This is a genomic window from Campylobacter sp. CFSAN093226 (assembly GCF_012897595.1).
Taxonomy (GTDB): Bacteria; Campylobacterota; Campylobacteria; order Campylobacterales; family Campylobacteraceae; genus Campylobacter_D; species Campylobacter_D jejuni.
In genome coordinates this window covers 17,127-39,913 of the sequence record NZ_CP040609.1, presented here as the reverse complement: position 1 = coordinate 39,913, position 22,787 = coordinate 17,127, and the positions used below count along the sequence as shown (strand labels likewise).

Below are 22,787 nucleotides of genomic sequence, written 5' to 3'. Positions count from 1 at the left end.
TTTTTAATAAAGGATATAAAATGAAAATAAAATTATTATCGTTAATTTTATTAAGCCCTATATTCGTATTTGCGGCTGGTGGTATTGACAAAGTTAATACCTTTATGCAAAACTTAAGCATTGCTTTGTATGCACTTGGTGGAGTTTTACTCACAATTGCACTTATGTGGTGTGCTTCCAGAATTATGTATCAAGGGCAAACTCTTAGAGAAGTTGCACCTGTTTTTATCGGTGGCGTTATTTTTGGATCAGCTTCAGCAATTGCTGGCTATATCATTACATAAATATAAATAGGACTAATCATGGAGAAAAATCCACTTTTTAAAGGTTTAACGCGTCCACCTATGATTTTTGGCGTTCCGATGACACCTTTTGTTATAGCGATGGGATGTATCATTTTAATTGCATTTTATAGTCAAAACATTTTTTTAGTTGGCTTTTCTATTCCTGTGTTTTTTATTATGAAAGCAATGACAAAAAAAGATGACTTTATTTTTAGATTAATGTTTTTAAAAATGAGATTTTTATCCAATCCTGCTTCCAAAAATTATCATAAGGTTAAAACTTACAGCACAAACTCTTATAGACAAATGCCGCCAAATTCTAATTTTCCAAAAATATCTGTGTTCGGACTTAATGCAGAACCTAGTTTTGAAAAATTAATTCCTTTTTCATCGCTTATAAATGATTTTGTGGTAATTACAAAAGATTATTTTTTAATGACAACTTGGGAGATTGGAGGAATTAGTTTTGAAGCAGAAGAAGACGATGAACTAGATATTAAAAATGATCTTTTGAATATGCTTTTTAAATCTTTTTCTAACGAATCTGTAAGCTTTTATTTTCATAATTGTAGATATTCTATCGAAGACAAATTAACTTCAAAATTTAATAATGCTTTTTTAGAAGAAATTGACAGAAAATATTATGAGAGTTTTAAGCAAGGAACTCTTAGAAAAAATTCTTTATATTTAACTCTTATTTTCAATCCTTTAAAAGTGAAAATAGAAAAAACAACTTTTATGAAAAGTTCTTTTGAAAATAAAAGAAAAACAATTAACCTATTTCTAGCTAAATTTAGTGAATTTGCTGATAGACTAGAAGCAAATATTAAAGATTTTAACCCAAAAAGGTTAAAAACATATTCCAAAGATGATAAAACCTACTCTGAACAACTAGAATTTTATAATTATTTGATTAGCGGTAAATTTAATCCTATAAGAGTATTACCAAGTCCTATAGATCAGTATCTTAATGGTAATTTACAAAACATACAATTTGGACACGATACTATTCAATTTAACCAAAATGATAGCACAAAAAGATTTGCTAGATGCATTGAAATTAAAGACTATACAAATGAAACTTTTGCAGGAATTTTAGATATCCTAATGTATTTAGATGTGGAATACACTATAACTCAAAGCTTTTCTCCTATTCCTAGAGTGGATGCAAAATCAGCAATATCTAAACAGAAAAAACAACTCATTGCAACCGAAGATGATGGTTTTTCACAAGTAGCACAAATCGACGAAGCACTAGATCAACTTACAAATGGAGAAATCTCTTTCGGTAAATATCATTTTTCAATTCTTGTGTATGGAAATACTATAAAAGAATGTAAAGACAACACAAATGAAGTTGTTACAAAGATGAACGAATTAGGATTTGGAGTAACTTTAGCAACGATCGCCCTACCTGCAACATTCTTTTCGCAACTACCTTCAAACTTTGCTATCCGCCCACGCATTAATCTCATATCATCCATCAATTTTTCATCGCTAATTGCTTTGCATAATTTTTCTATGGGCAAAAGAGATAAAAATTGCTGGGGTGATGCTGTTAGCATTTTGAAAACACCAAACAAACAACCTTATTATTTTAATTTTCACCAAAGTTCTGGTGTAAATAAAAATGATTTTGGAGAACTCTTTTTAGCAAATACTTTGATTTTAGGACAAAGTGGTGGCGGCAAAACAGTGTTTATGAACTTTATTGTAGATCAAATGATGAAATACGCTAGCAAAGATACATTTCCTGATGATATTCCTGAAGAAAACAAAAAATTTACAGCCATTTATTTAGATAAGGATAAAGGTGCTTTAGGTAACATTCTTTGTGCTGGCGGTAGATATATTAGTATTGAAAATGGTAAGCCTACAGGATTTAATCCTTTCATGGTTGAAAGCACACAAGAAAATATAAGACAACTTCAATCGCTAATGAAACTTTTAGTAACTAGAAATAATGAAATTCTTACAACTAGAGAAGAAGAAATGCTCAATAATGCTGTTAATTCTCTTATGAAAGGTTTTGAAAAAGAGGAAAGAAAATATCCTATTTCTTTATTACTTGAAAACTTAACTGAAAATGTAGATGATGATAATTCTCTTAAATCAAGATTAGCACTTTTCAAAAAAGGCAAACAATTTGGCTGGGTTTTTGACAATGAATATGATAATTTAGATTTTCCTGATGATATTAATTTATTTGGAATCGATGGAACTGAATTTCTTGATGATAAAGATGTATCAGGGATATTAAGCTATTACATTCTTTGGCGTGTAATGAGTTTAGCAGATGGCAGAAGACTTTGTATTGATATTGATGAAGCTTGGAAGTGGCTAGAAAATGAAATTGTGCAAGAAGAAGTTAAAAACAAATTTAAAACTATTAGGAAACAGAACGGATTTTTAAGACTTGCTACACAAAGCGTAGAAGACTTTTTAAAGCTTAAAAATGCAACAACTCTTATAGAACAATCAGCAACAATGGTTTTTTTACCGAATCCAAAAGCCAAAGAAGAAGAATATGTTAAAGGAGTAGGTTTAAGCTATGATGAGTATATGATCATTAAAGGTTTCAATCCTGCAAAAAGACAATTTTTAATTAAAAGACAAGATGAAAAAGTGATTTGCACTCTTGATCTTAGCTCATTAGGTAATGAAAATTTAAAAATACTATCAACTGGAACAGCACATATAGACACTATAGAAAAGATTTTTTCACAAGAAAATAAAAGTCTTGATGAAAAAGTATTAGAGCTGAAAGAATTTTATAAAAACTCATAGGAGATAAAAAATGAGCAATAAAGTCATTATTAATAAACAAGAAGTGCAATTTGACACTCAAAACAATCAAATCTTTTGCACAAGTTTAGATGTGGCTAAGGTTTTTGACAAAGAGCATAAAAATATTTTAAGAGATATTGAAAACATTTTAAATGATTTGCGAGAAATAGGGGATTTGCAATGTAAGCTCAATTTTGAGCTTTCATTCAAAGTCCGTAAAATACAAGGTTTTAAAGGTAGAGAAAGAAAATATCCATATTACAACTTAACTCGTGATGGATTCTCTCTTTTAGCGATGGGTTTTACAGGTAAAGAAGCATTACAATGGAAAATACTTTTTATCAATGCTTTTAATGAAATGGAAAAACTTTTACAAAAAGAAATTAAAAGCCCTAACAAATACTTAACAGATTTGATGGAACTTATTTATCCAAACTTACCACAAAACGATTACAAAGTTAGTGTGATTATCACAGATAACCCTTATTCTAAAGAAGCTAAAAATGTATTTTCTTTAAATTATCTTGTTGATAATCGCACACCAAAAGATCCAAAGAAGTTGCAATGAGTGATAAAGAATTAGAAATTTTTGAACTTTGCGAAAGATTATCAGAGCTTTTAGGAGATAAAGAAGCAATTGCGGATTTAAAAAAATTATATACAAATCATCCTGAAATGTTTAAGGATATGCAAGAAGTCAAAGAAGTAATTAATAAAGTAGTAAGCGAACCTGAAATCATTGTTGATGCAAATAGAGATAAAAGAAATTATGAAATTATTAAAGCAGCAAAAATCATAAATGATAAAAAAATGGCTGATGTAGTTATAAAAAACGAAAGTGGAACAAATGAGATATTTCATGCAAATAAAAAAAGAATAAAAGAGTTTAATAGATTAAACAATAAAGATAATCTGTTGCAGGTAGAGACCCCAACACTCTCTACACACCAACTTAATGGATTGGAGCTAATGGATAAAAATCCATCTGGTGCAAATGCACTTTCTGCAACTATCAATCAAACTATACCACAAAAAGACAAATCTGCAAATGATTTTAAAGCAAAATTAGAAGAATTTAGCACCAAAAAAACAAATGCAATTAAATCTATAAATAAGGAGTTTAAAAGATGAAAAAATATTACACCAACAAAAAGGAGTTAAACAATGAATAATGTAAATCTAATCGGATACTTAGGAAAAGATTTTGAAATAGGCACTACAAATAGCGGAAGAGTTTATGCAAAAAATTCTCTTGCAATTACAAAGCGATGGAAAAATGAAAGAGGCAATGAAGAAAGTAGCACGACTTGGATACCTATTGTTTTATTTGGCAAAAGTGCAGAAAGTGCATCAACGCACATTAAAAAAGGTTCACAGTTTGCGTGTAGTGGAGAATTATCATCCAATCAATATCAAGATGAAGATGGAAATACTAGAACAATGCTAAGCGTGATTGTATCTAAATTTTACTGGCTTGGCAAAAAAGATAAAGATGACACTGGAACACAAAATCCACAAGTTCCACCAAAAGAGCCAAATATTGATTATGAAAACACAAATATAGATGAAGAAACACAAGTATTTTAAGATTTAAGGATAAAAATGTCTATAAAAAATTTAAGTGTAGAAGAATTAGCACAAGAATTAGAAACTTCAAATCATGAAAAGCTGATTAAAGCTTTGTTTTTATTTGAAAAAAGTTCTTCAATGGAAGATCTTAATTCAGATCAAATAGAAATAATTTTAGATGAAGTATATGAATTTTATATCAATCATAAATCCATATCTTCTTTTTTACAAGAAGATATAAACCAAGCATTAGATGAAGCTATTGATAAAGAGCTTTGCAAAAAACAAGAAAAATCATTTGAAAGGTAAAAAATGAAAAAAAATATCTTTGGTGTTAATAAAGCCATAGGGAAATCTCATCCCCATGAAAATGGGGCAAGACTAATAAGCCTTGACTATAATTATACAAAGGAGTATAATTATAACTATGAGATTTGTGTAACTCAATTTAACCACCTCTTTTCTGAGGTTAAATCTAGCCACAGGGTTGCAGCCCTATGGCTAACCCCACAAAATTATATCCAAAAATTTAAAAAATCTATTCTTATTCTTACTTCCTTATTAGTTTTGCCTAACTTAGCATTTAGTGCTGGTATTCCTGTAGTTGATGCAACAGCAAATCAGCAAATGGCTACACAAAACGCTAAACAAGTGGCAGAATGGGCTAAAGATGCTTCAAGATGGACTGAAACAGTAGCACACTATCAAAAACAAATTCAAGCTTACAAAGATGAACTTTTATCAAAAACAGGCATTAGAGATTCAGTAACTTTTCTAAAAGATATTAAACAAATATATTCAGATTTTGCTGAAGCTGGGCAAAATATTCAATCATTTTACAATGATGTATTAAGAGATCCACAAAAATTTTTAAGTGATAAAGGTAATGAAATTTTTGGAAAATATACGAGCTTTGATCGATGTAATTTTGATTTTTTAAGTCAATCAGAAAAAAACATTTGCAAAATGAATTTAATCACTTATGCTGCTCAAGTAGAAACCTATAATCAAGCTTCAAAACAAATGGATACAATTAGCCAAACACTCCAAAAATTGCAAGATAAATTAGTAAATTCCAAAGATATTAAAGAAAGCACAGATGTCGGCAATGCTATCCAATTAGAAGTAGCAAAAATTCAAATGGTTAAAAATCAAGTTGATTTAGCTAATTCAAGCTATGAAAACCAAAGAAGAATCCAAGAAGATATGGCTATACAAGAATACTCTAAGTCGTTACAAAATTTTCATAATGAAGCCATTTCTGATGAAGAAGCTGCAAAATATTTAAAAAAGAAATAGCAAATGAATTTCTTTCAATTTTTAGGCGAAAGCATACAGCAAATCATTGATGCAATAAGACAAATAGGCACGAGTGATAAGGTTGCTGAGCTTAGTGTATTGCTCTCCATAATCATTACTTTAGTTATTATGTATAAAGGCTATGAAGTTTTAATGGGAATAAGCCAAAGCCCTATTAGGGAACTTACTTGGGATATAGCAGGAAAACTTCTTGCCATTACTTTTGCTTTAAATATCGGCGGATGGCTCACCTTGGTCATTAATGCTATGGATGGAATTTATGAATGGGCTGGGGGTGGAACACAAATGTATAAAACATTAGATGAAATGTATGCGAACACAGCACAACTAGCAAACATAATTTGGGCTAAATCAAGTGGTGTTGGAGGTGCTATTTTAGCCATTGTAGCAATGCTGCTTTGTTATGTAGGATTTGTAATCGCTGTTGTGCCGACACTTGCTATCTTTGTGATTACAACTTTTACACAAACCCTACTTGTAATAACCGCTCCTATAGTTTTTTGGCTTTTAATATTTAAATCCACTAAAAATGTTTTCACGCAATGGATAGGACTTTTACTTTCAAATACTTTAGTGATTTTACTTGTAGGATTATTTTTGAGTGTTTTTATGGAGCAAATAAGCGGATGGATTTCTCTACTATCAAGCAAAATCCAAGCTGGAGCCGAAGTATTAGGTATCAGTATTTTCTTCGTCATTGCTTCCTTAGTTCTTGTCATTATGATTATTTCTGCAAAACTTTATGCTGAAAAAATCGCAAATGTTTCAATGGAAGGAGCTATGGGCGGAGCAATAGGTTCTGCTTTAAATCCTGTTAGTAGATTGGCAGGTTGGACTGCAGGAAAAGCTGCAGGAAAAACTGTAAATGCAGGAAAAACTGGTGCAAAGTTAGCTGCTAAAGGTGCTTGGGCTGGCACTAAAGGTGGTTATAGTTTTGCAAAAAAAATGTATGAAAGGGCTAGAAATGCAGGCTAAATTAATTTTTATTTTATTTTGTGGTGTGTTATTTTTTAGTGCTTGTAGCACTAAAAATCAAGGCAAATATGATGAATTTTTTAATAATCAAACAGGGTGGATTCCCATCAATCAAAACAAAGATTTAAATAAAGGAACTATGGATGAAAAATGAGTTTAATACTGCAATAGATTATGAAGCAAGTTTTAGATACTTAATTGAAAAAAGTAATAAAAGAGCTTGGCTTATTGCTTTTATTTCTATTTTTATAGCCATTATTTCCATTATAGCTGTTGTTTTACTTACTCCTTTAAAAACAATAGAACCTTATGTAATAAGAGTAGACAATACTACAGGAATGGTTGATATTTTAACCATGCTTGATGAAAAAGAAATTAAAGCAAATGAAGCATTAGATAAATATTTTATTAGCACTTATGTAAAAGCTAGAGAAGGCTATTATTATGATCTTTTAAATCAAGATTATTTACTTACTCAATTAATGAGTTCTGAAAAAGTAGCAAATGAATATAGGGCTTTATATGAAGGTGATAATGCAAGAGATCAAATTCTAAAAAACTCCAATGAAGTAAGTGTTCAAATTTTAAGTATTGTTTTAGGAGAAAGTAACGGAGTGAAAACTGCTACAGTCAGGGCAATTATTACTACAAAAAATTTAACTTCCAAAGGAACAACTCAAGCAACAAAAGTAATAACATTAAGTTATGACTATATCTTAGCAAAAGCTAGCGAAGAAAACAGATTTTTAAATCCTTTAGGTTTTAAAGTATTAACTTATAGAATTGATGACGAGGTGGCACAATGAAAAAAATAATCTTGATAAATTTATTGTTGTGTAGTTTTATTTGGGCTTTAAATATTCCAAAAACTTCTACATTTGATAAAAGAATTGCTTATGCAATTTATAATGCAAACGATGTATTTCAAATTAATGCAAAAAATGGCTATGTTAGCGTTTTAGAATTTGGTACCGATGAAAGAATTATCAATACTGCTACAGGTTTTGCAGAAGGTTGGGATTTAATTGAAAAAGACAATCTTTTATTTATAAAACCTAAAGCTTATAAAACACAACTTGTTCAACAAGAAAACAATAATATAGGAGAGAGTCAAGCATCACAAGAATTCGTTTTAGATCCAAATCCTCATGATTGGAAAACTAACCTAATTGTTATTACAAATCTAAATACTTATGTATTCGATTTAAAACTTGTAAACCAAAATAATAACGCTACCTATAAACTCAGTTTTTCTTACCCTAAAAAAGATTTAAAAGCCGCTAAAGAATTTTTAGAAGCACAAGAACAAGAAAATATACGCAGAGATTTAAATAAAAATACCATTCCTAGAAATTGGGATTTTTATATGAAAATTAACAAAGGCAGCGAAGACATAAGTCCAAATTTTGCTTATGATGATGGTGTTTTTACATATCTTGGTTTTGATAATACTAAAACTTTTCCTGCTGTTTTCATGTATGATAATGGTAAAGAAAGTATTTTAAATACTCATATTAAAAAAGATGGCAATTATGAAGTTTTAGTAATTCAAAAAATTACTAAACAAATCTTGTTAAGAAGTGGCGATAAAGTCGTTGGTATTTTTAATCGTGGCTATGCAAAAAATCCTTTAGATAAAACAAGAGAAACCTCCAATGAAAATATTCAAAGAGAGATAAATAAAAAATAAAGCAAATGAAACTAAAAGGAATAAGTATGCAAGATAAAGAACAAGATAATTTAGACAATGATTTTGAAAATTATACAAGTGATTTACACGATCAAAAAAATCATCTTAGAAAGATACAAGCTTATGTAATTTTTGCTGTGGGTGGGTTATTATTAGTTTTAATATTAGTTTATTTTTTAAAATCATTTTTAAGTAGCAATACAACTACCGAAGAAGTACAAAAAGAAGATAATAAAGATTTGGCACAAAGTGTTAAAACAAAGGAATTTATTCCACCTCCTCCACAAAAAACATTTGATGAACTAATTGCACAAGAATCACCAAAACCGACACAAGATTTAATACTTGAACCAAAACCTCCAAAGCCTAGAATTGTTAAAGGTGCAGGAGTTACTGTTGTCGCTTCATCTAATAATGATGGATTTGGAAATAATGGCACAGGAAACAGGGAAGAATTTGGAGAAAAACCTAACACAGTGTTTGAGTTTGGACAAAATGGTACTTTACAAAACTCTAATAATTTACAAGGTGGTAGTAGTGGAGATTTTGTTGGAGAGGTCTTCACTCCCACAATCGCTAAAGTTAGCGAATTTGATCAAAATTTACTATTACCTAAAGGAACTTATATAGGCTGTGCTTTAAAAACAAGATTGGTAAGTTCTATTAAAGGTGGAATCGCTTGTATTGTATCAAATGATGTCTATTCTGCTAATGGAAATACTCTTTTAATTGAAAAAGGTAGCACTATTACAGGAACTTTTAATACTGGACAAATGGATGATGGAATGGATAGATTATTTGTAATTTGGCAAGAAATTAGAACACCGAACAATATCATTATCCCTGTTTATTCAGGTGCTACCGATGAATTAGGTGCAAGTGGCGTTCAAGGTTGGGTAGATCATCATTACTTAAAACGATTTGGCTCTGCTGTTTTACTATCAATGATAGATGATTCACTGGCTATCTTAGCGGATCAAATTGCAGGTAAAGATAATAAAAATAATTATGCCAATTACACTGAAAATACAAGAGATTCTGCAAAAGAAATCGCAAATACAGCACTAGAAAAAATGATTGATATTAAACCTACACTTTATAAAAATCAAGGTGATTTGGTCGGTGTTTATGTTAATCGTGATATTGATTTTTCAAAAGTTTATAAACTTACAAGGAAAAAGAATGTCAATAACGCTAGATAAATATACTCAAAAATTTTTTGGAGAATTTTTAAAAGATGATAATATCAATGAAATCTGCTATAACGGCGATAATAAAATTTGGGTACAAAACTCTAAAGGATTATGGGAATGTATAGATACTAAACTTGATTTTGAACAAGCTGGACATTTTGCAACTGCTTCAGCCTCATTCAAAAAAGATAAAATAGATGTATCACGCCCTATTCTTAGTTGTATTCTAGTAGGTGGAGAGCGTATGCAAATTGTTATTCCTCCTGCTACAAAAAGCGAACACATTTCAATTACTATTAGAAAGCCAAGCAAAACTCGCTTTAAAATGGAAGATCATATTAAAAGCGGACTTTTTGAAGATTTAAATCCTGATGATAAAAATAAAATCAAACCAAGCGATGAAGAATTAATCAAGCTATATGAAGCAAGAGATTATCAAAATTTTATATCCAAAGCTGTTAGTTATGGTAAAAATATTATTATCGCTGGTGAAACAGGAAGCGGTAAAACTACCTTTATGAAAACTCTTATTGATTTTATAAGCTTTGATGATAGGATTATCACAATAGAAGATGTTGAAGAAATCAAATTCTATGAACACAAAAATTTCGTGCAATTATTCTATCCTAGCGAAGCAAAAAGTACAGATTTTTTAAATTCTGCAACACTTTTAAAATCTTGTTTAAGAATGAAGCCTGATAGGATTTTACTAGCAGAGCTTAGAGGTGCTGAAACTTATGATTTTATTAATGTTTTAGCTAGTGGTCATGGTGGAAGTATCACAAGTTGCCATGCAGGAAGCCCCGAAGAAACATTTACACGACTTGCTTTAATGACTCTACAAAATCCACAAGGTCAATGCGTGCCTTTTGAAATTATCCAAAAAACACTTAAAGACTTAATAGATATTGTCGTGCATATCCATGCCCATCATGGAAAAAGGCGTATTAGCGGCATTTATTTTAAAGAAATGGAGAGATAAATGCAAAATAATAAAAGCATTCAAATGATTTTTCTTACTATAGCGAGTTTTATTCTCACTTACTTAATAACACCCATTGTTTTTTTCTTTTTAAATAAAGTAAAAATAATGAAAGCGATTGAAATTTATAACATAAATTTTACGCTACAAGCAATCTCTAATGGTTATCCAAAAATATGGCTTTCTTTAGGTATTACTTTTGGCATTTGTTTTGTTGTTTTTTCTGTTTTGGTGTTATCTTTAAAAGCCAAAAAATCTCAATTTGGCGAAGCTAGATTTGCAAATTTTAATGAAATTAAAAAAATGAATTTATTTTCAGATAATGGAATAATTATCGGAAAATACAAGGGAAAGATTTTAAGATTTAGCGGTCAGCAATTTGTAGCCTTAGGAGCACCCACAAGAAGTGGTAAAGGCGTAGGTATAGTAATACCAAACTTGTTAGAGTGGCGAGAAAGTGCTGTTGTTCAAGATATTAAACAAGAATGTTTTGACTACACAAGCAAATATAGAAAAGAGATTTTAGGACAAGAAGTTTATTTATTCAATCCATTTTCAAGACAGACACATCGCTATAATCCTTTAACTTATATTGATATGAATGATAAAGAGCATTGCGATAGTCAATTAATGGATTTAGGCAATATCCTTTATCCACTTGATGGGGATTCTACTTCAAAATTTTTCAACGGATTGGCTCAAAATCTATTCATAGGACTTTGTTATTTATGGCGTGATTTGCAACTTAGTAGCAATGGAAAAGATTTTCAAAAAGCTTTTAATGTTGATGTGGGAGAATTTAATTTTTACAATATCTTGCAACTCTCAAAAGGTTTAACTCTTAAAAATGAGGAAAATAATATTAGAGGTTTTGATGATACATACAATTTTTTAGTCTATTGTGAAATTTTAGATGAAGCTACCATAAGACGCTTAGAAACTTATTTTAATATTAGCTCAGACGCAACTAAATCAGGCGTAATGAGTTCTTTTAATGCACCCCTTGTGCCATTTGAAAGTGAAACTCTAAGATTAAGCACAGAAACAAGCGATTTTGATTTGCGAGATTTGCGTAAAAAGAAAATGACAATTTATATAGGAATTACGCCTGATCAATTAGCAAATGCACAATTTATTTTAAATATTTTTTGGTCGCAACTTATTTTATTAAACACCAAAGAAATGCCACAAAGCAATAAAGATTTAAAATATACTTGTTTAATGGTTATGGATGAATTTACTGCACCTGGTAGAATTCCTATCTATCAATCAGCAATCAGTTTTATGGCTGGTTATTGGTTAAGATCTTTGATGATTTATCAATCAAATTCACAACTTGAAACACAACCACCTTTGGGCTATGGAAAAGAAGGAGCTAAAACACTCTTAACAAATCATGCTTGTCAGATTTTCTATGCACCAAGAGAGCAAGAAGACGCAGAAGCTATCTCTAGGATTTTAGGAAATACTACTTTTAAAACAAAATCAAGAAGTATTAATACAGGCAATAATGGAGGTGGATCACATAGTATTAGCGAAGCAAGTAGGGCTTTAATGTTGCCACAAGAACTTAGAGAAATGCCTTTTGAAAATGAACTTATTACTATTGATAGTGGTAAGCCTATTTTATGCAATAAAGCATTCTACTATTCAGATTCATATTTCATGGATAAATTTAAAGCTGTTTCAAAAAGCCTATCAGGAATAAAAAAAATCCCTTCACGCAAACAATTAGAAGATGCAATCTTGAAAGGAGAATGCAAAATTAAAATTCAAATTATAGGAGAAAACAATGAAAAAAATGTCGCTTAGTTTAGCTTTAATCGCTTCATTAATGGTTGGGTGTTCTGCACCAAAAGCAAAACGATTAGATGATGGCTCTGCATTATCTATTAATAATTCTCTTTTGGAGCATAAATACAGTTTTGTTCCTAAAGATCCTTATTTGAGCGGATTTAATTGGACTTATCATATCGTGGTTGAGAAAAAAACTATAAATGATGATTTTATTAAAAATGATCTTATTACTAAAACTTTTTTACTCGCACACAATTCTACAAAAATCATTTTAGTAGGTAGAAAAGATTTAATTGAACAATATAAGCAATACTTTGAAAAAAATCAAGTTTTAGCACCTATAGAATTACAGCCTGTCAATCCTATTGAGCGTGATTTTAACAAAGTTAATATTTTATTTTTTAATAAAACAAATTTTTAAAGGAGAGAAAAATGAAAAAAATATTATTCCCATTTTGTGTTTTTGGTGTAATAAATAGTGTTAATGCTTTAGATTTGCAATTACTATCTGGTGATACTAGAACTTCTTGCGAAGTAATTCTTTGTTTAGCAAGTCCAGTTAAACCACCTGAATGTGCATCTTCTTTAGCAAAATATTTTAGCATTCACTTTAAAAAACCTTGGAAAACTATCCAAGCAAGGAAAGAATTTTTAAATTTGTGTCCTATTGACACAACAAATGATCCAGAAATGTATAAATATAAAAATGATATTTTAGTTAACTTAGATGGAGAATGCTCTACAACTGCATTAAATCAAAGAATTGAAAAATCAAAACAACCTTTAAAAGTTGAAAAAATATGCACTGGTGGTGGGCATAATGGATCAAGAGAATGCGTAGAAATAAAAACTTATGGATTTAGAATAAATCCTGAACTTACAAACTCTTGCAAACTTTTAGCTTCATCAAAATACACAGATTATCATTTAAAATATACTTGCGATAAGAAATTTTATGAGCAAAAAGATTGGGAAAGAGGTTATGAATTAAAAGAAGTATCACAAGAAATTTATAATGCTTTACCTGTATCGCAAAGAGAACAAGGAGAAAAATTAACTCCTATAAGTTATGGAGAATTTATTAAACTACCTGCTAATAAAAGAAAACAAGAAGGATTTGGCAAGTATTATAGAATCGATATTGCTTATTATCAAAAAATAATTATTAAAAAAGATTGCTGGATAAACGAGAAATAACAATGAATGAAGAAATTAATTCTAACGAAAATAATCTTTTTGAAATAGTTAATGAAGATAATTCAAAAAATATAGCTATGCAAAACTATAATGAATTATTGGAAAAATTTGAAAATCTTATAAAAATAATTATTGCTAAAATTAATGTTGGTAAGCAAAATGCACAAAATAATACAGAAGATGGTATTTTTAAAGATTTAGAAAGCAATATTATAGAGCTAGATAATACCTATTTAGCTCTTATTTCTTATTTTAAAAATCCTCCTAATGATGAAGAGAAAGAAATTATTAATAAAACCATTTCTATTAAAAAAACAATGGAAGATTTTGCTAAATTTGCTAATGAAATTCAAAAAATATCATTGGATGATAAACTTAAACAATATAACGAGCAAATTAATAAATTTTGCGAAATAGTAGAATATAAACTTTCTCATAATGCAAAAAATTATAATACTTTTCTTGATCATTTTGTTGAAGATGGAAAACAAAAATTGAATATATTTTCGGAAATTTTTACAAAAATGACAAAAAATACAAAATGGTATCTTATATTTTTTAGTTTTACTTCTATAGGGTTAGGTATGGCTCTTGGCATTTTAATTTTGCTTACTTATATAAAATATTCAGAATATAACAATTTAAAAGAAAGAGTAAGCACAATCACTCAAGGTTTAGCCACTATCTCTATTGATGAAAATAGCAAAGGAAGCTTTACCTTGAGCTTTGCAAAAAACAAAAAAACTATTTTCAATGAGAATAAAAATAGTATTCAAATCACACTACAAGGAGGTGAATGAACAGAACAATTATATACAAAAAAATGCAAAAAACAAAAAACAAATCACAAATTTATTAAAAAAAGGAGCAAAAAATGGCATTTGGAAAATTAGTTAATGATAAAATTGTTATCGATACAAACAATGCTTTAAATTATAGAGGCAAGGAAGGTGATATTCAACAAAGAAAAGTAGATACTGCTCTCATCGATGTTATTAAAGAAGCTGGACAAGTTGCTGCAATGGAACACGGAGCTGTGCTTTTTTCTGCAAAAGTTAATGAGGTATGGAAAAACTATTTTGTTAATAGAGATGAAAAAACTCACAATATAGTTTTAAAACCTACAAATTCACAAAATAGAGATGATTTCATTTATATCAACTCTAATATAAATGAGCAAGGTTATTTTTACTACACAATTAATCAGAAGCGAGAATCTGCAAAAGAATTAATTGAAGGAGTTGGAATTGTAGAACACCAAAATCAAGATGGAACTAAAAGCCACTATTTAGAAACTAATGTAAGGCTTTATAATGAAGAATTAAAACAAGAACTTAAAGAAAAAGGGAATGAGTTTATAGCTGTAATTTCAAATGCTGGAATTAAAGTTGTTAATGAAGCTGAAATGAAAGCACAAAAACAAGAACAACAAATACAGCAAACTCAAGAAATCAAAGAGCCTGAAAAAACTCAAAACCAAGAGTTTGGAAGATAAAAATATGCACCTCATAAAGGTGCATATTTATAGTTATTATTATTTATTAATAGTAATTATAAATAACAAATTTAAAAGTTATTTTTTGACAAGATGAGTAGTTTTACAAAAAATCAAACTATAGAAAAATCGATAGCAAAAAAATATCAATATCTTTAAAAATAGTATATTTAAATTAATAATATATAACATTAATAACTATTATTTTCTAATATTTATTAATAATATAGCAAACAATAAGATAAGATTTTTGAAAGGCAAAAATGAGATTATTTATAGCTGAAAAACCTGAACTTGGTAGAGCAATTGCAGAAGGATTAGATGGCAATTATAAAAGCGGAGAAGGATATATACAAAAAGGTGATAATATTGTTACTTGGGCTTTTGGACATATTTTAGAGCTTGCTAAACCTGAAGAATATGATGAAAAATATAAGTTGTGGAAACTTGAAGACTTACCACTACCCATTAAAGAATTTAAATATTTGCCCAAAAAAGAAAGTAAAAAACAATTAAAAATTATTTGCGATTTAATCCATAGCGACAAGATTACTTCTATTGTAAATTGTGGTGATGCTGACGATGAAGGTCAAATTCTTGTCGATGAAATTGTGCAATATTCTAAAACTTCTAAACCTGTATTTAGAGTTTTAATTAATGATTTAACACCAAAAGCAGTAAAAGAAGAAATAGCAAAAATTAAGCCAAATGCAGATTTTAAAGGAATGAGCGAAAGAGGTTTTGCAAGAAGTCAAGCAGACTGGATAGTTGGGATAAATCTTACTAGGGCGTATACCATAATGGCACGAAAAAATGGATATGAGGGCATTTTAAGCGTAGGTAGAGTTCAAACGCCTATTTTGGCTCTTATAGTTAATAGAGATAAAGAATTTGAAAATTTTAAAAGTATAAATTATTATTCTTTGCTAGGTGATTTTAATATCAACAATAATACTATTAAAGCAAGATTGAAAACAGAAGATAAAATTTTAGATGAAAATTTAGCTAAAGAGATCAAAGAATCTTGTGAAAATCAAAATGCAAAAATTAATTTAAAAATAGAAAACAAAAAGGAATATCCACCGCTACCTTATAATCTACTTGTTTTACAAGCTGAATGTGCAAAACTTTTTGGTTTTAGCCCTGATAAAACATTAGAAATCACTCAAATTTTAAGAGAAAAACACAAGGCTATAACTTATAATAGATCAGATTGCCAATATTTACCTGAAACAATGTTTGAACAAGCACCAAATATTTTAAATATTATAAAGGAAAATTTAAATTCTAATGATGAAATTCAAGCTCTCATTGCTAGCAGTGATTTAACAATAAAAAGCAAGGCTTTTAACGATGCTAACATTTCAGCACACTATGGAATAATCCCTACCCAAAATAAAATTTCATCGCAATTAACTCAAGATGAATTAGTCGTTTACAATCTAATCGCTAAAAGATTTATTATCCAATTCTTTCATCCTAGAGAATATCAAACTACTACAATTAATTTAGAAGTAAATCAAAGAATTTTTACCGCTACTCAAAACAAGACAACAAAAAGTGGTTTTAGAAGTCTTTGGCAAAATATAGATAGCGAAGAGGAACAAGAAAATAATGAGAACGATATAAACGATTTATCTATCTTAAAAAATGGTGATATTGCAAAATGCTCTTTGATACAAATTGAAAAAAAGCAAACAAAGCCACGCCCTTACTACACTATGACAACGCTACTTAAAGATTTAAATAGTGTCGCAAAGTATGTGTCTGATGAAAGAATTAAAAAATTACTGATTGAAAAAGACAAAGACAAAAAAGGTGAAAGTGGTGGTATAGGAACACCTGCAACAAGATCTAATCATATAAAAACATTAATTGAAAGAGAGTATATAGAAGTAAGTAAAGATAAAAAACAAATTATCAAATCCACTAAAAAAGGTAGAGATTTAATTAAACTTTCTCCAAAATCACTTATTACTCCTGACATGACAGCATTGTGGTTTGAGCAACAAAAAATGATAGAAATATCAGAATTAAGAAGAGAACAATTCTTAGAAGAAATCACAAAAGAAGTAATTAGCGAAATTCAAAGAATTGATAAAAATCAAGAGTTTAAAATACTAGATAATGAAAACAAACCAAAAATTCAATGTCCGCAATGCAATAAAGGATTTTTAACCAAACGAAAAGGGAAATATGGAAACTTTTGGGGTTGTAGTGAATTTAAACAAGGTTGCAAAGCCATTTATCCTGATAACAAAGGCACACCAAACTTTGAAACAAAACAAGCAAGCAACGATACTACTCATAAATGTCCGCAATGCAATAAAGGATTTTTACAAAGAATAAAAAGTAAAAATGGTAATAGTTGGTGGTGGGGTTGTAGTGAATTTAAACAAGGTTGCAAGGCTATGTATTATGACGATAATGGAAAACCTAAAATAATAAATGTATAATATTAATAAATATTAATTTATTTTAATTAATATTAATAAATAATATTTTTCAAATATAAAGAATTTTATGATTATGTAAAAATATTTTTTGAGAGGAGGTAAATTATGGAAGAAAAAAATAAATATAATCAATGCTTGTTGCTTAATGGCTATGAGTTTTTAGATTTTGAAAATACTAAAAATACAACCTTAAAAGAATGGTTAAAAGATGAAAATTTTTTGCTTTTTATTAAAAGCATTCCAAAAGATTATATTTTTATTATAAAAAAATATGGCATAGCTAATGGAATATTTTTGACACATAAAAAAACTTTTGAATTCGCTCAAAAAATACTAGAAAAAGTCAAAGATATAAATTTTGACTTTTCTTATAGTGAATTTGAATTTAATCAAAATATTTTTTACGCATTAAATTTTGAAAATAAAGAAATTTCATTTACGGAACTTGTTTTTAGTTTTAAAATAAATTCATTGGATAGAGAAAGTTTTGATATTAGTAACATTTATAATAAAAAACATTTCATCATACAAAAAGATAATAGCTTAATTACCTTTAAATATAGAAAAATTCAAAGCAAGGGTTTTAATCTTGTTTTTTTATTAGAAAATAATATTTTAAAAAATTATTATTTTAACTATTTAGAAAAAATAAATCCTTATATTGCCAAAGATTTTAAAAATATCAAAGAAAATCATTCTTTTGAAATATATAAGCTTTTAAGAATAGATTTTAATGTTTTAATCAATTGTCATAGCGTTCAAGAAGTTATAGAAAAATCATTAAATACTAAAATTAATTTCAATCTAAATAAATTTGATATCCACTTGGCTTTATCTTTTGCAATTTCTTTAAATTTTATTGCAAAAAACGAACAGAATAAATTGTATAAATTTGTTTTGGAGAATAACAAATTAATATATGATTATATTGATTTTATTAATAATAATTTTGCCAACGAGCATTTTATTAAAATAAAATACAAAAGAAAAAAATACAAAATTATTAATATTGCCTCATTTTTATTGTATCACAAATTAAAACCACAGAAAGAAAGCTATCAAAATGAATTTCTTGAAATTTATATACTAATAAATGATTATATTAAATTAAGCTATGAAACAAATAATTTAATTAACCTTAACATTAATTCTATAAATAGAATAACAAACGAACATAATGTTTTAACGATAGAATTAGAAAAAAAACAAATTCCAAAAAATAAAAAACTTAAAATTAAAGAAGATTTTATCAATTTAAAACTTCCAGAAGAATTTAAACTAATAGAAACGCATAAAGAACTTTACTTGCACGGAATGGAGCAAAAAAATTGCGTTTATACAAGAAGAAGAGAAATTGAAGACGGCTTAAGTGCCATTTATAGTTTAAATTACGAAGGAGGAGTTTATACATTGGAAATTTTCAAAAGAAAAAATAAATTTGCAATTAAGGAAATCAAAGCAAAATATAATGAATTTGCAAATAAAGAAGTTATAAATTTTGTTGAAAAAAGCCTGAAAGCTGTTTAAAAAATACAAGGAGTTAAAATGAATACAAACAAAATTACAGATTTACACATACAAATTTCAAAGGAAGACTTGAAAATTTTAGATTTACTACTTAAAGCCAATGAGTATTCTAATATTGTTTTTTATTGCGAAAACGATGAAGAACATTTTATTTTTACAGAAGTAAAACTTGGAAATTATTTTTGCATAAACAGATGATTAGTGGCAGGGGGAAATCCTGCCGCTTTTTCTGCTTTAGTTTGTCAGCTTGACAAATAAAGGGTTAAGGAATATAATTAGATTCAGTATTATACAAGGAGTTAATAAATATGCGGCAAGGTATTCTTAAATAAACTGTCAATTTGATAGTGGGAACAAAAAGTGGCAGTCCCGTTTCACTTTTAATATGGGGCTTAGTTTTTTGTACCCAGTTTAAGAATACTTTTATCATGTAATTTTATATGCCCGAAAACATAGGAGTTATTTACCCAGTGATAGGAGTATTTATCACTGGGTATTTTTATGCCCTTTTTTGGGTGTTGATAGGAAGAAAATCACATGAAAATAATTAACTTAGGCATTCTGGCTCACGTTGACGCAGGAAAGACAACATTAACGGAAAGTTTATTGTATACCAGTGGTGCAATTGCAGAACTAGGGAGCGTAGATGAAGGCACAACAAGGACAGATACAATGAATTTGGAGCGTCAAAGGGGAATCACTATCCAGACAGCAGTGACATCTTTTCAGTGGGAGGATGTAAAAGTCAACATTATAGATACGCCAGGCCATATGGATTTTTTGGCGGAAGTATACCGTTCTTTATCCGTATTAGACGGAGCAGTATTATTAGTTTCTGCAAAGGATGGCATACAGGCACAGACCCGTATACTGTTTCATGCACTACAGATAATGAAGATTCCGACAATTTTTTTCATCAATAAAATTGACCAAGAGGGGATTGATTTGCCAATGGTATATCGGGAAATGAAAGCAAAGCTTTCTTCGGAAATTATAGTGAAGCAAAAGGTTGGGCAGCATCCCCATATAAATGTAACGGACAATGACGATATGGAACAGTGGGATGCGGTAATTATGGGAAACGATGAACTATTAGAGAAATATATGTCAGGGAAACCGTTTAAAATGTCAGAACTGGAACAGGAAGAAAACAGGAGATTCCAAAACGGAACGTTATTTCCCGTTTATCACGGAAGCGCTAAAAACAATCTGGGGAGTCGGCAGCTTATAGAAGTAATTGCCAGTAAATTTTATTCATCAACGCCTGAAGGTCAATCTGAACTATGCGGGCAGGTTTTTAAGATTGAATATTCAGAGAAAAGGCGGCGTTTTGTTTATGTGCGTATATATAGCGGAACATTGCATTTGAGGGATGTTATTAGAATATCTGAAAAAGAGAAAATAAAAATCACAGAGATGTATGTTCCGACAAACGGTGAATTATATTCATCCGATACAGCCTGCTCTGGTGATATTGTAATTTTACCAAATGATGTTTTGCAGCTAAACAGTATTTTGGGGAACGAAATACTGTTGCCGCAGAGAAAATTTATTGAAAATCCTCTCCCTATGATCCAAACAACGATTGCAGTAAAGAAATCTGAACAGCGGGAAATATTGCTTGGGGCACTTACAGAAATTTCAGATTGCGACCCTCTTTTAAAATATTATGTGGATACTACAACGCATGAGATTATACTTTCTTTTTTGGGGAATGTGCAGATGGAAGTCATTTGTGCCATCCTTGAGGAAAAATATCATGTGGAGGCAGAAATAAAAGAGCCTACTGTTATATATATGGAAAGACCGCTTAGAAAAGCAGAATATACCATCCACATAGAAGTCCCGCCAAATCCTTTCTGGGCTTCTGTCGGGTTGTCCATAGAGCCGCTCCCTATTGGAAGCGGAGTGCAGTATGAAAGCAGAGTTTCACTTGGATATTTAAATCAATCGTTCCAAAATGCGGTTATGGAGGGGGTTCTTTATGGCTGCGAGCAGGGGCTGTATGGATGGAAAGTGACAGACTGTAAAATCTGTTTTGAATATGGATTGTATTATAGTCCTGTAAGTACCCCCGCAGACTTTCGGCTGCTTTCCCCTATCGTATTGGAGCAGGCTTTAAAAAAAGCAGGGACAGAACTATTAGAGCCATATCTCCACTTTGAAATTTACGCACCGCAGGAATATCTCTCACGGGCGTATCATGATGCTCCAAGGTATTGTGCAGATATTGTAAGTACTCAGATAAAGAATGACGAGGTCATTCTGAAAGGAGAAATCCCTGCTAGATGTATTCAAGAATACAGGAACGATTTAACTTATTTCACAAATGGGCAGGGAGTCTGCTTGACAGAGTTAAAAGGATACCAGCCAGCTATTGGTAAATTTATTTGCCAACCCCGCCGCCCGAATAGCCGTATAGATAAGGTTCGGCATATGTTCCACAAGTTAGCTTAACAGCTTGCAAAAGTCATATAAAATGAGATTTGAAAGGATTAGAGACTAATTATGATGAAATGCGAATGGATATTGTGTCCTGTTTGTGGGAGCAAAACCCGTAATAAAATTAGGAAGGACACTGTTTTGGAGAATTATCCCCTTTATTGTCCAAAATGCAGACAAGAAAGATTGATTAAAGTTGACAACTTGAAGATAACTGTCATCAAAGAGCCAGACGCTTAAGACGCAGAGCCGATGAAATTGTGGAACAATTCACGAATCATCGGCTCTTTTTGTTTCGTATTTGAAAGAACAAACTCACCAAATAAAAAAAACGATATTCGGGTGGGTTATTTTGTTATACCCTAAATTACCCTCTGAGTAAGCACGACCTTAAAGACTTAAATAATGGCTGTTTATGGCGATAAACACATTGAAGTTGTTTTGCAAAACAAAGAAAACGATACCTTTTTTGAGTTAAGATGTAATGAGGAAGGTTGCAAAGAAATATTAAAGGAGGATAAATGAGAGTAGTAAATTTGTCAAAAAAGATTGTGGATAAAATTTTGTTTTTGAGAATAAATCGTGTTGTTAATATCCTTATGTTAATTTTTGCCTTGTTTTCAACTATCGCTATTGCACTATTTTTATCCTATTTTATAGAAGAAGAAAATTACTATGCTTATTTTGTATCTAGTTTTTTTCTAGTGAACGGGTTTTTGCTAACTATTCATTTAATTGGTGAAAAAAAGTGTGCAAAAGAAGTGGATTATGATGATAATTTTATCAGTAAACTTAACAACTCTTTGAGAAAAGAATTAGAAGATGATCTTTTAAAGCTTCAGGAATACTATGATGGAATTAATGTTTTAGAATACAAAACTTTTGCTTTGTTAAAATGTAATTCTTATTATGAAAAAGGCAGAATTAATGAGGAACTCATAGATAAAATCAAAAAATATTACATTAATCTTTTTAAAAAGAAAATAGCAAAAGAATTAGAAGAAATGCAGAAAGAGAGAAGAAATATTTTAAAAACAAATCAAGAGCTAATCTTGAAAAAGATAGGAGAGTAA

At 29.6% G+C, this 22,787-nt stretch carries 24 protein-coding genes; all 24 read left to right on the top strand.

Annotated features, from left to right (window positions below; all coding sequences use genetic code 11):
• Positions 1–20: 20 nt before the first annotated feature.
• The 24 genes from FBF02_RS08955 to FBF02_RS08840 all read left to right on the top strand — a co-directional run bounded on the left by FBF02_RS08955 (position 21) and on the right by FBF02_RS08840 (position 22,787).
• Positions 21–284 carry a TrbC/VirB2 family protein gene (locus FBF02_RS08955; RefSeq protein WP_002839671.1) on the top strand — a complete coding sequence of 88 codons (264 nt, stop codon included), beginning with the start codon at positions 21–23 and terminating at the stop codon, positions 282–284.
• An 18-nt stretch (positions 285–302) separates the two neighbouring features.
• Positions 303–3,071: a VirB4 family type IV secretion/conjugal transfer ATPase gene (locus FBF02_RS08950; RefSeq protein ID WP_002934979.1), complete on the top strand. Its 2,769-nt coding sequence runs from the start codon at positions 303–305 to the stop codon at positions 3,069–3,071.
• Positions 3,072–3,081: 10 nt separating this feature from the next.
• Positions 3,082–3,639 (top strand): Rha family transcriptional regulator, encoded by a 558-nt coding sequence (locus FBF02_RS08945; RefSeq protein WP_002809059.1) that lies wholly within the window; start codon positions 3,082–3,084, stop codon positions 3,637–3,639.
• Positions 3,636–4,202: a hypothetical protein gene (locus FBF02_RS08940; protein ID WP_002809061.1), complete on the top strand. Its 567-nt coding sequence runs from the start codon at positions 3,636–3,638 to the stop codon at positions 4,200–4,202. The genes FBF02_RS08945 and FBF02_RS08940 overlap by 4 nt, the downstream gene beginning before the upstream one ends.
• Before the next feature lie 33 nt (positions 4,203–4,235).
• The gene (locus FBF02_RS08935; RefSeq protein WP_002934962.1) at positions 4,236–4,658 is read left to right on the top strand and encodes a single-stranded DNA-binding protein; all 423 of its coding nucleotides are present in this window, start codon (positions 4,236–4,238) and stop codon (positions 4,656–4,658) included.
• Between the two features lie 15 nt (positions 4,659–4,673).
• A complete protein-coding gene (locus FBF02_RS08930; RefSeq protein WP_002779630.1) occupies positions 4,674–4,949 on the top strand; it encodes a hypothetical protein in 276 nt (91 codons plus the stop codon).
• A 3-nt stretch (positions 4,950–4,952) separates the two neighbouring features.
• Entirely contained in the window at positions 4,953–5,939 is a 987-nt protein-coding gene (locus FBF02_RS08925; protein WP_052792747.1) for a type IV secretion system protein, read from the top strand.
• A 3-nt stretch (positions 5,940–5,942) separates the two neighbouring features.
• Entirely contained in the window at positions 5,943–6,935 is a 993-nt protein-coding gene (locus tag FBF02_RS08920; RefSeq protein WP_168940590.1) for a type IV secretion system protein, read from the top strand.
• Positions 6,925–7,089, top strand: a complete 165-nt coding sequence (locus FBF02_RS08915; protein WP_002935701.1) for a hypothetical protein — start codon at positions 6,925–6,927, stop codon at positions 7,087–7,089. The genes FBF02_RS08920 and FBF02_RS08915 overlap by 11 nt, the downstream gene beginning before the upstream one ends.
• Positions 7,079–7,741: a type IV secretion system protein gene (locus FBF02_RS08910; protein WP_002809287.1), complete on the top strand. Its 663-nt coding sequence runs from the start codon at positions 7,079–7,081 to the stop codon at positions 7,739–7,741. The genes FBF02_RS08915 and FBF02_RS08910 overlap by 11 nt, the downstream gene beginning before the upstream one ends.
• A complete protein-coding gene (gene virB9 / locus FBF02_RS08905) occupies positions 7,738–8,625 on the top strand; it encodes a P-type conjugative transfer protein VirB9 (RefSeq protein WP_002834097.1) in 888 nt (295 codons plus the stop codon). Before FBF02_RS08910 ends, virB9 begins: the two co-directional genes overlap by 4 nt.
• Before the next feature lie 26 nt (positions 8,626–8,651).
• Positions 8,652–9,827, top strand: a complete 1,176-nt coding sequence (virB10, locus tag FBF02_RS08900) for a type IV secretion system protein VirB10 (RefSeq protein WP_168940589.1) — start codon at positions 8,652–8,654, stop codon at positions 9,825–9,827.
• A complete protein-coding gene (gene virB11, locus FBF02_RS08895; protein ID WP_168940588.1) occupies positions 9,808–10,800 on the top strand; it encodes a P-type DNA transfer ATPase VirB11 in 993 nt (330 codons plus the stop codon). The genes virB10 and virB11 overlap by 20 nt, the downstream gene beginning before the upstream one ends.
• Positions 10,801–12,612: a type IV secretory system conjugative DNA transfer family protein gene (locus FBF02_RS08890; RefSeq protein WP_145699609.1), complete on the top strand. Its 1,812-nt coding sequence runs from the start codon at positions 10,801–10,803 to the stop codon at positions 12,610–12,612.
• The gene (locus FBF02_RS08885; RefSeq protein ID WP_052792750.1) at positions 12,593–13,018 is read left to right on the top strand and encodes a cag pathogenicity island Cag12 family protein; all 426 of its coding nucleotides are present in this window, start codon (positions 12,593–12,595) and stop codon (positions 13,016–13,018) included. Before FBF02_RS08890 ends, FBF02_RS08885 begins: the two co-directional genes overlap by 20 nt.
• Positions 13,019–13,029: 11 nt before the next feature.
• Positions 13,030–13,794: a TrbM/KikA/MpfK family conjugal transfer protein gene (locus tag FBF02_RS08880; RefSeq protein ID WP_002809111.1), complete on the top strand. Its 765-nt coding sequence runs from the start codon at positions 13,030–13,032 to the stop codon at positions 13,792–13,794.
• A gap of 2 nt (positions 13,795–13,796) precedes the next feature.
• A complete protein-coding gene (locus FBF02_RS08875; RefSeq protein WP_002834101.1) occupies positions 13,797–14,594 on the top strand; it encodes a hypothetical protein in 798 nt (265 codons plus the stop codon).
• A 74-nt stretch (positions 14,595–14,668) separates the two neighbouring features.
• Entirely contained in the window at positions 14,669–15,289 is a 621-nt protein-coding gene (locus FBF02_RS08870) for a hypothetical protein (RefSeq protein ID WP_002834102.1), read from the top strand.
• A gap of 263 nt (positions 15,290–15,552) precedes the next feature.
• Positions 15,553–17,745, top strand: coding sequence for a DNA topoisomerase 3 (locus FBF02_RS08865; protein ID WP_139886437.1), 2,193 nt, complete (start codon positions 15,553–15,555; stop codon positions 17,743–17,745).
• A gap of 105 nt (positions 17,746–17,850) precedes the next feature.
• Entirely contained in the window at positions 17,851–19,272 is a 1,422-nt protein-coding gene (locus tag FBF02_RS08860; RefSeq protein ID WP_002834241.1) for a hypothetical protein, read from the top strand.
• Between the two features lie 18 nt (positions 19,273–19,290).
• On the top strand, positions 19,291–19,470 hold the full coding sequence (locus FBF02_RS08855) for a hypothetical protein (RefSeq protein ID WP_002779751.1): 180 nt from the start codon (positions 19,291–19,293) through the stop codon (positions 19,468–19,470).
• Between the two features lie 339 nt (positions 19,471–19,809).
• Positions 19,810–21,729, top strand: a complete 1,920-nt coding sequence (tet(O), locus tag FBF02_RS08850; protein ID WP_168940587.1) for a tetracycline resistance ribosomal protection protein Tet(O) — start codon at positions 19,810–19,812, stop codon at positions 21,727–21,729.
• A 51-nt stretch (positions 21,730–21,780) separates the two neighbouring features.
• On the top strand, positions 21,781–21,954 hold the full coding sequence (locus FBF02_RS08845) for a cysteine-rich KTR domain-containing protein (RefSeq protein ID WP_002779755.1): 174 nt from the start codon (positions 21,781–21,783) through the stop codon (positions 21,952–21,954).
• A gap of 281 nt (positions 21,955–22,235) precedes the next feature.
• The gene (locus tag FBF02_RS08840) at positions 22,236–22,787 is read left to right on the top strand and encodes a hypothetical protein (RefSeq protein WP_168940586.1); all 552 of its coding nucleotides are present in this window, start codon (positions 22,236–22,238) and stop codon (positions 22,785–22,787) included.

Bases quoted from the DNA above. Each gene is read 5' to 3' on its own strand.
- FBF02_RS08955 (WP_002839671.1), top strand. From the start codon at position 21: ATGAAAATAAAATTATTATCGTTAATTTTATTAAGCCCTATATTCGTA.
- FBF02_RS08950 (WP_002934979.1), top strand. From the start codon at position 303: ATGGAGAAAAATCCACTTTTTAAAGGTTTAACGCGTCCACCTATGATT.
- FBF02_RS08945 (WP_002809059.1), top strand. From the start codon at position 3,082: ATGAGCAATAAAGTCATTATTAATAAACAAGAAGTGCAATTTGACACT.
- FBF02_RS08940 (WP_002809061.1), top strand. From the start codon at position 3,636: ATGAGTGATAAAGAATTAGAAATTTTTGAACTTTGCGAAAGATTATCA.
- FBF02_RS08935 (WP_002934962.1), top strand. From the start codon at position 4,236: ATGAATAATGTAAATCTAATCGGATACTTAGGAAAAGATTTTGAAATA.
- FBF02_RS08930 (WP_002779630.1), top strand. From the start codon at position 4,674: ATGTCTATAAAAAATTTAAGTGTAGAAGAATTAGCACAAGAATTAGAA.
- FBF02_RS08925 (WP_052792747.1), top strand. From the start codon at position 4,953: ATGAAAAAAAATATCTTTGGTGTTAATAAAGCCATAGGGAAATCTCAT.
- FBF02_RS08920 (WP_168940590.1), top strand. From the start codon at position 5,943: ATGAATTTCTTTCAATTTTTAGGCGAAAGCATACAGCAAATCATTGAT.
- FBF02_RS08915 (WP_002935701.1), top strand. From the start codon at position 6,925: ATGCAGGCTAAATTAATTTTTATTTTATTTTGTGGTGTGTTATTTTTT.
- FBF02_RS08910 (WP_002809287.1), top strand. From the start codon at position 7,079: ATGAAAAATGAGTTTAATACTGCAATAGATTATGAAGCAAGTTTTAGA.
- virB9 (WP_002834097.1), top strand. From the start codon at position 7,738: ATGAAAAAAATAATCTTGATAAATTTATTGTTGTGTAGTTTTATTTGG.
- virB10 (WP_168940589.1), top strand. From the start codon at position 8,652: ATGCAAGATAAAGAACAAGATAATTTAGACAATGATTTTGAAAATTAT.
- virB11 (WP_168940588.1), top strand. From the start codon at position 9,808: ATGTCAATAACGCTAGATAAATATACTCAAAAATTTTTTGGAGAATTT.
- FBF02_RS08890 (WP_145699609.1), top strand. From the start codon at position 10,801: ATGCAAAATAATAAAAGCATTCAAATGATTTTTCTTACTATAGCGAGT.
- FBF02_RS08885 (WP_052792750.1), top strand. From the start codon at position 12,593: ATGAAAAAAATGTCGCTTAGTTTAGCTTTAATCGCTTCATTAATGGTT.
- FBF02_RS08880 (WP_002809111.1), top strand. From the start codon at position 13,030: ATGAAAAAAATATTATTCCCATTTTGTGTTTTTGGTGTAATAAATAGT.
- FBF02_RS08875 (WP_002834101.1), top strand. From the start codon at position 13,797: ATGAATGAAGAAATTAATTCTAACGAAAATAATCTTTTTGAAATAGTT.
- FBF02_RS08870 (WP_002834102.1), top strand. From the start codon at position 14,669: ATGGCATTTGGAAAATTAGTTAATGATAAAATTGTTATCGATACAAAC.
- FBF02_RS08865 (WP_139886437.1), top strand. From the start codon at position 15,553: ATGAGATTATTTATAGCTGAAAAACCTGAACTTGGTAGAGCAATTGCA.
- FBF02_RS08860 (WP_002834241.1), top strand. From the start codon at position 17,851: ATGGAAGAAAAAAATAAATATAATCAATGCTTGTTGCTTAATGGCTAT.
- FBF02_RS08855 (WP_002779751.1), top strand. From the start codon at position 19,291: ATGAATACAAACAAAATTACAGATTTACACATACAAATTTCAAAGGAA.
- FBF02_RS08845 (WP_002779755.1), top strand. From the start codon at position 21,781: ATGATGAAATGCGAATGGATATTGTGTCCTGTTTGTGGGAGCAAAACC.
- FBF02_RS08840 (WP_168940586.1), top strand. From the start codon at position 22,236: ATGAGAGTAGTAAATTTGTCAAAAAAGATTGTGGATAAAATTTTGTTT.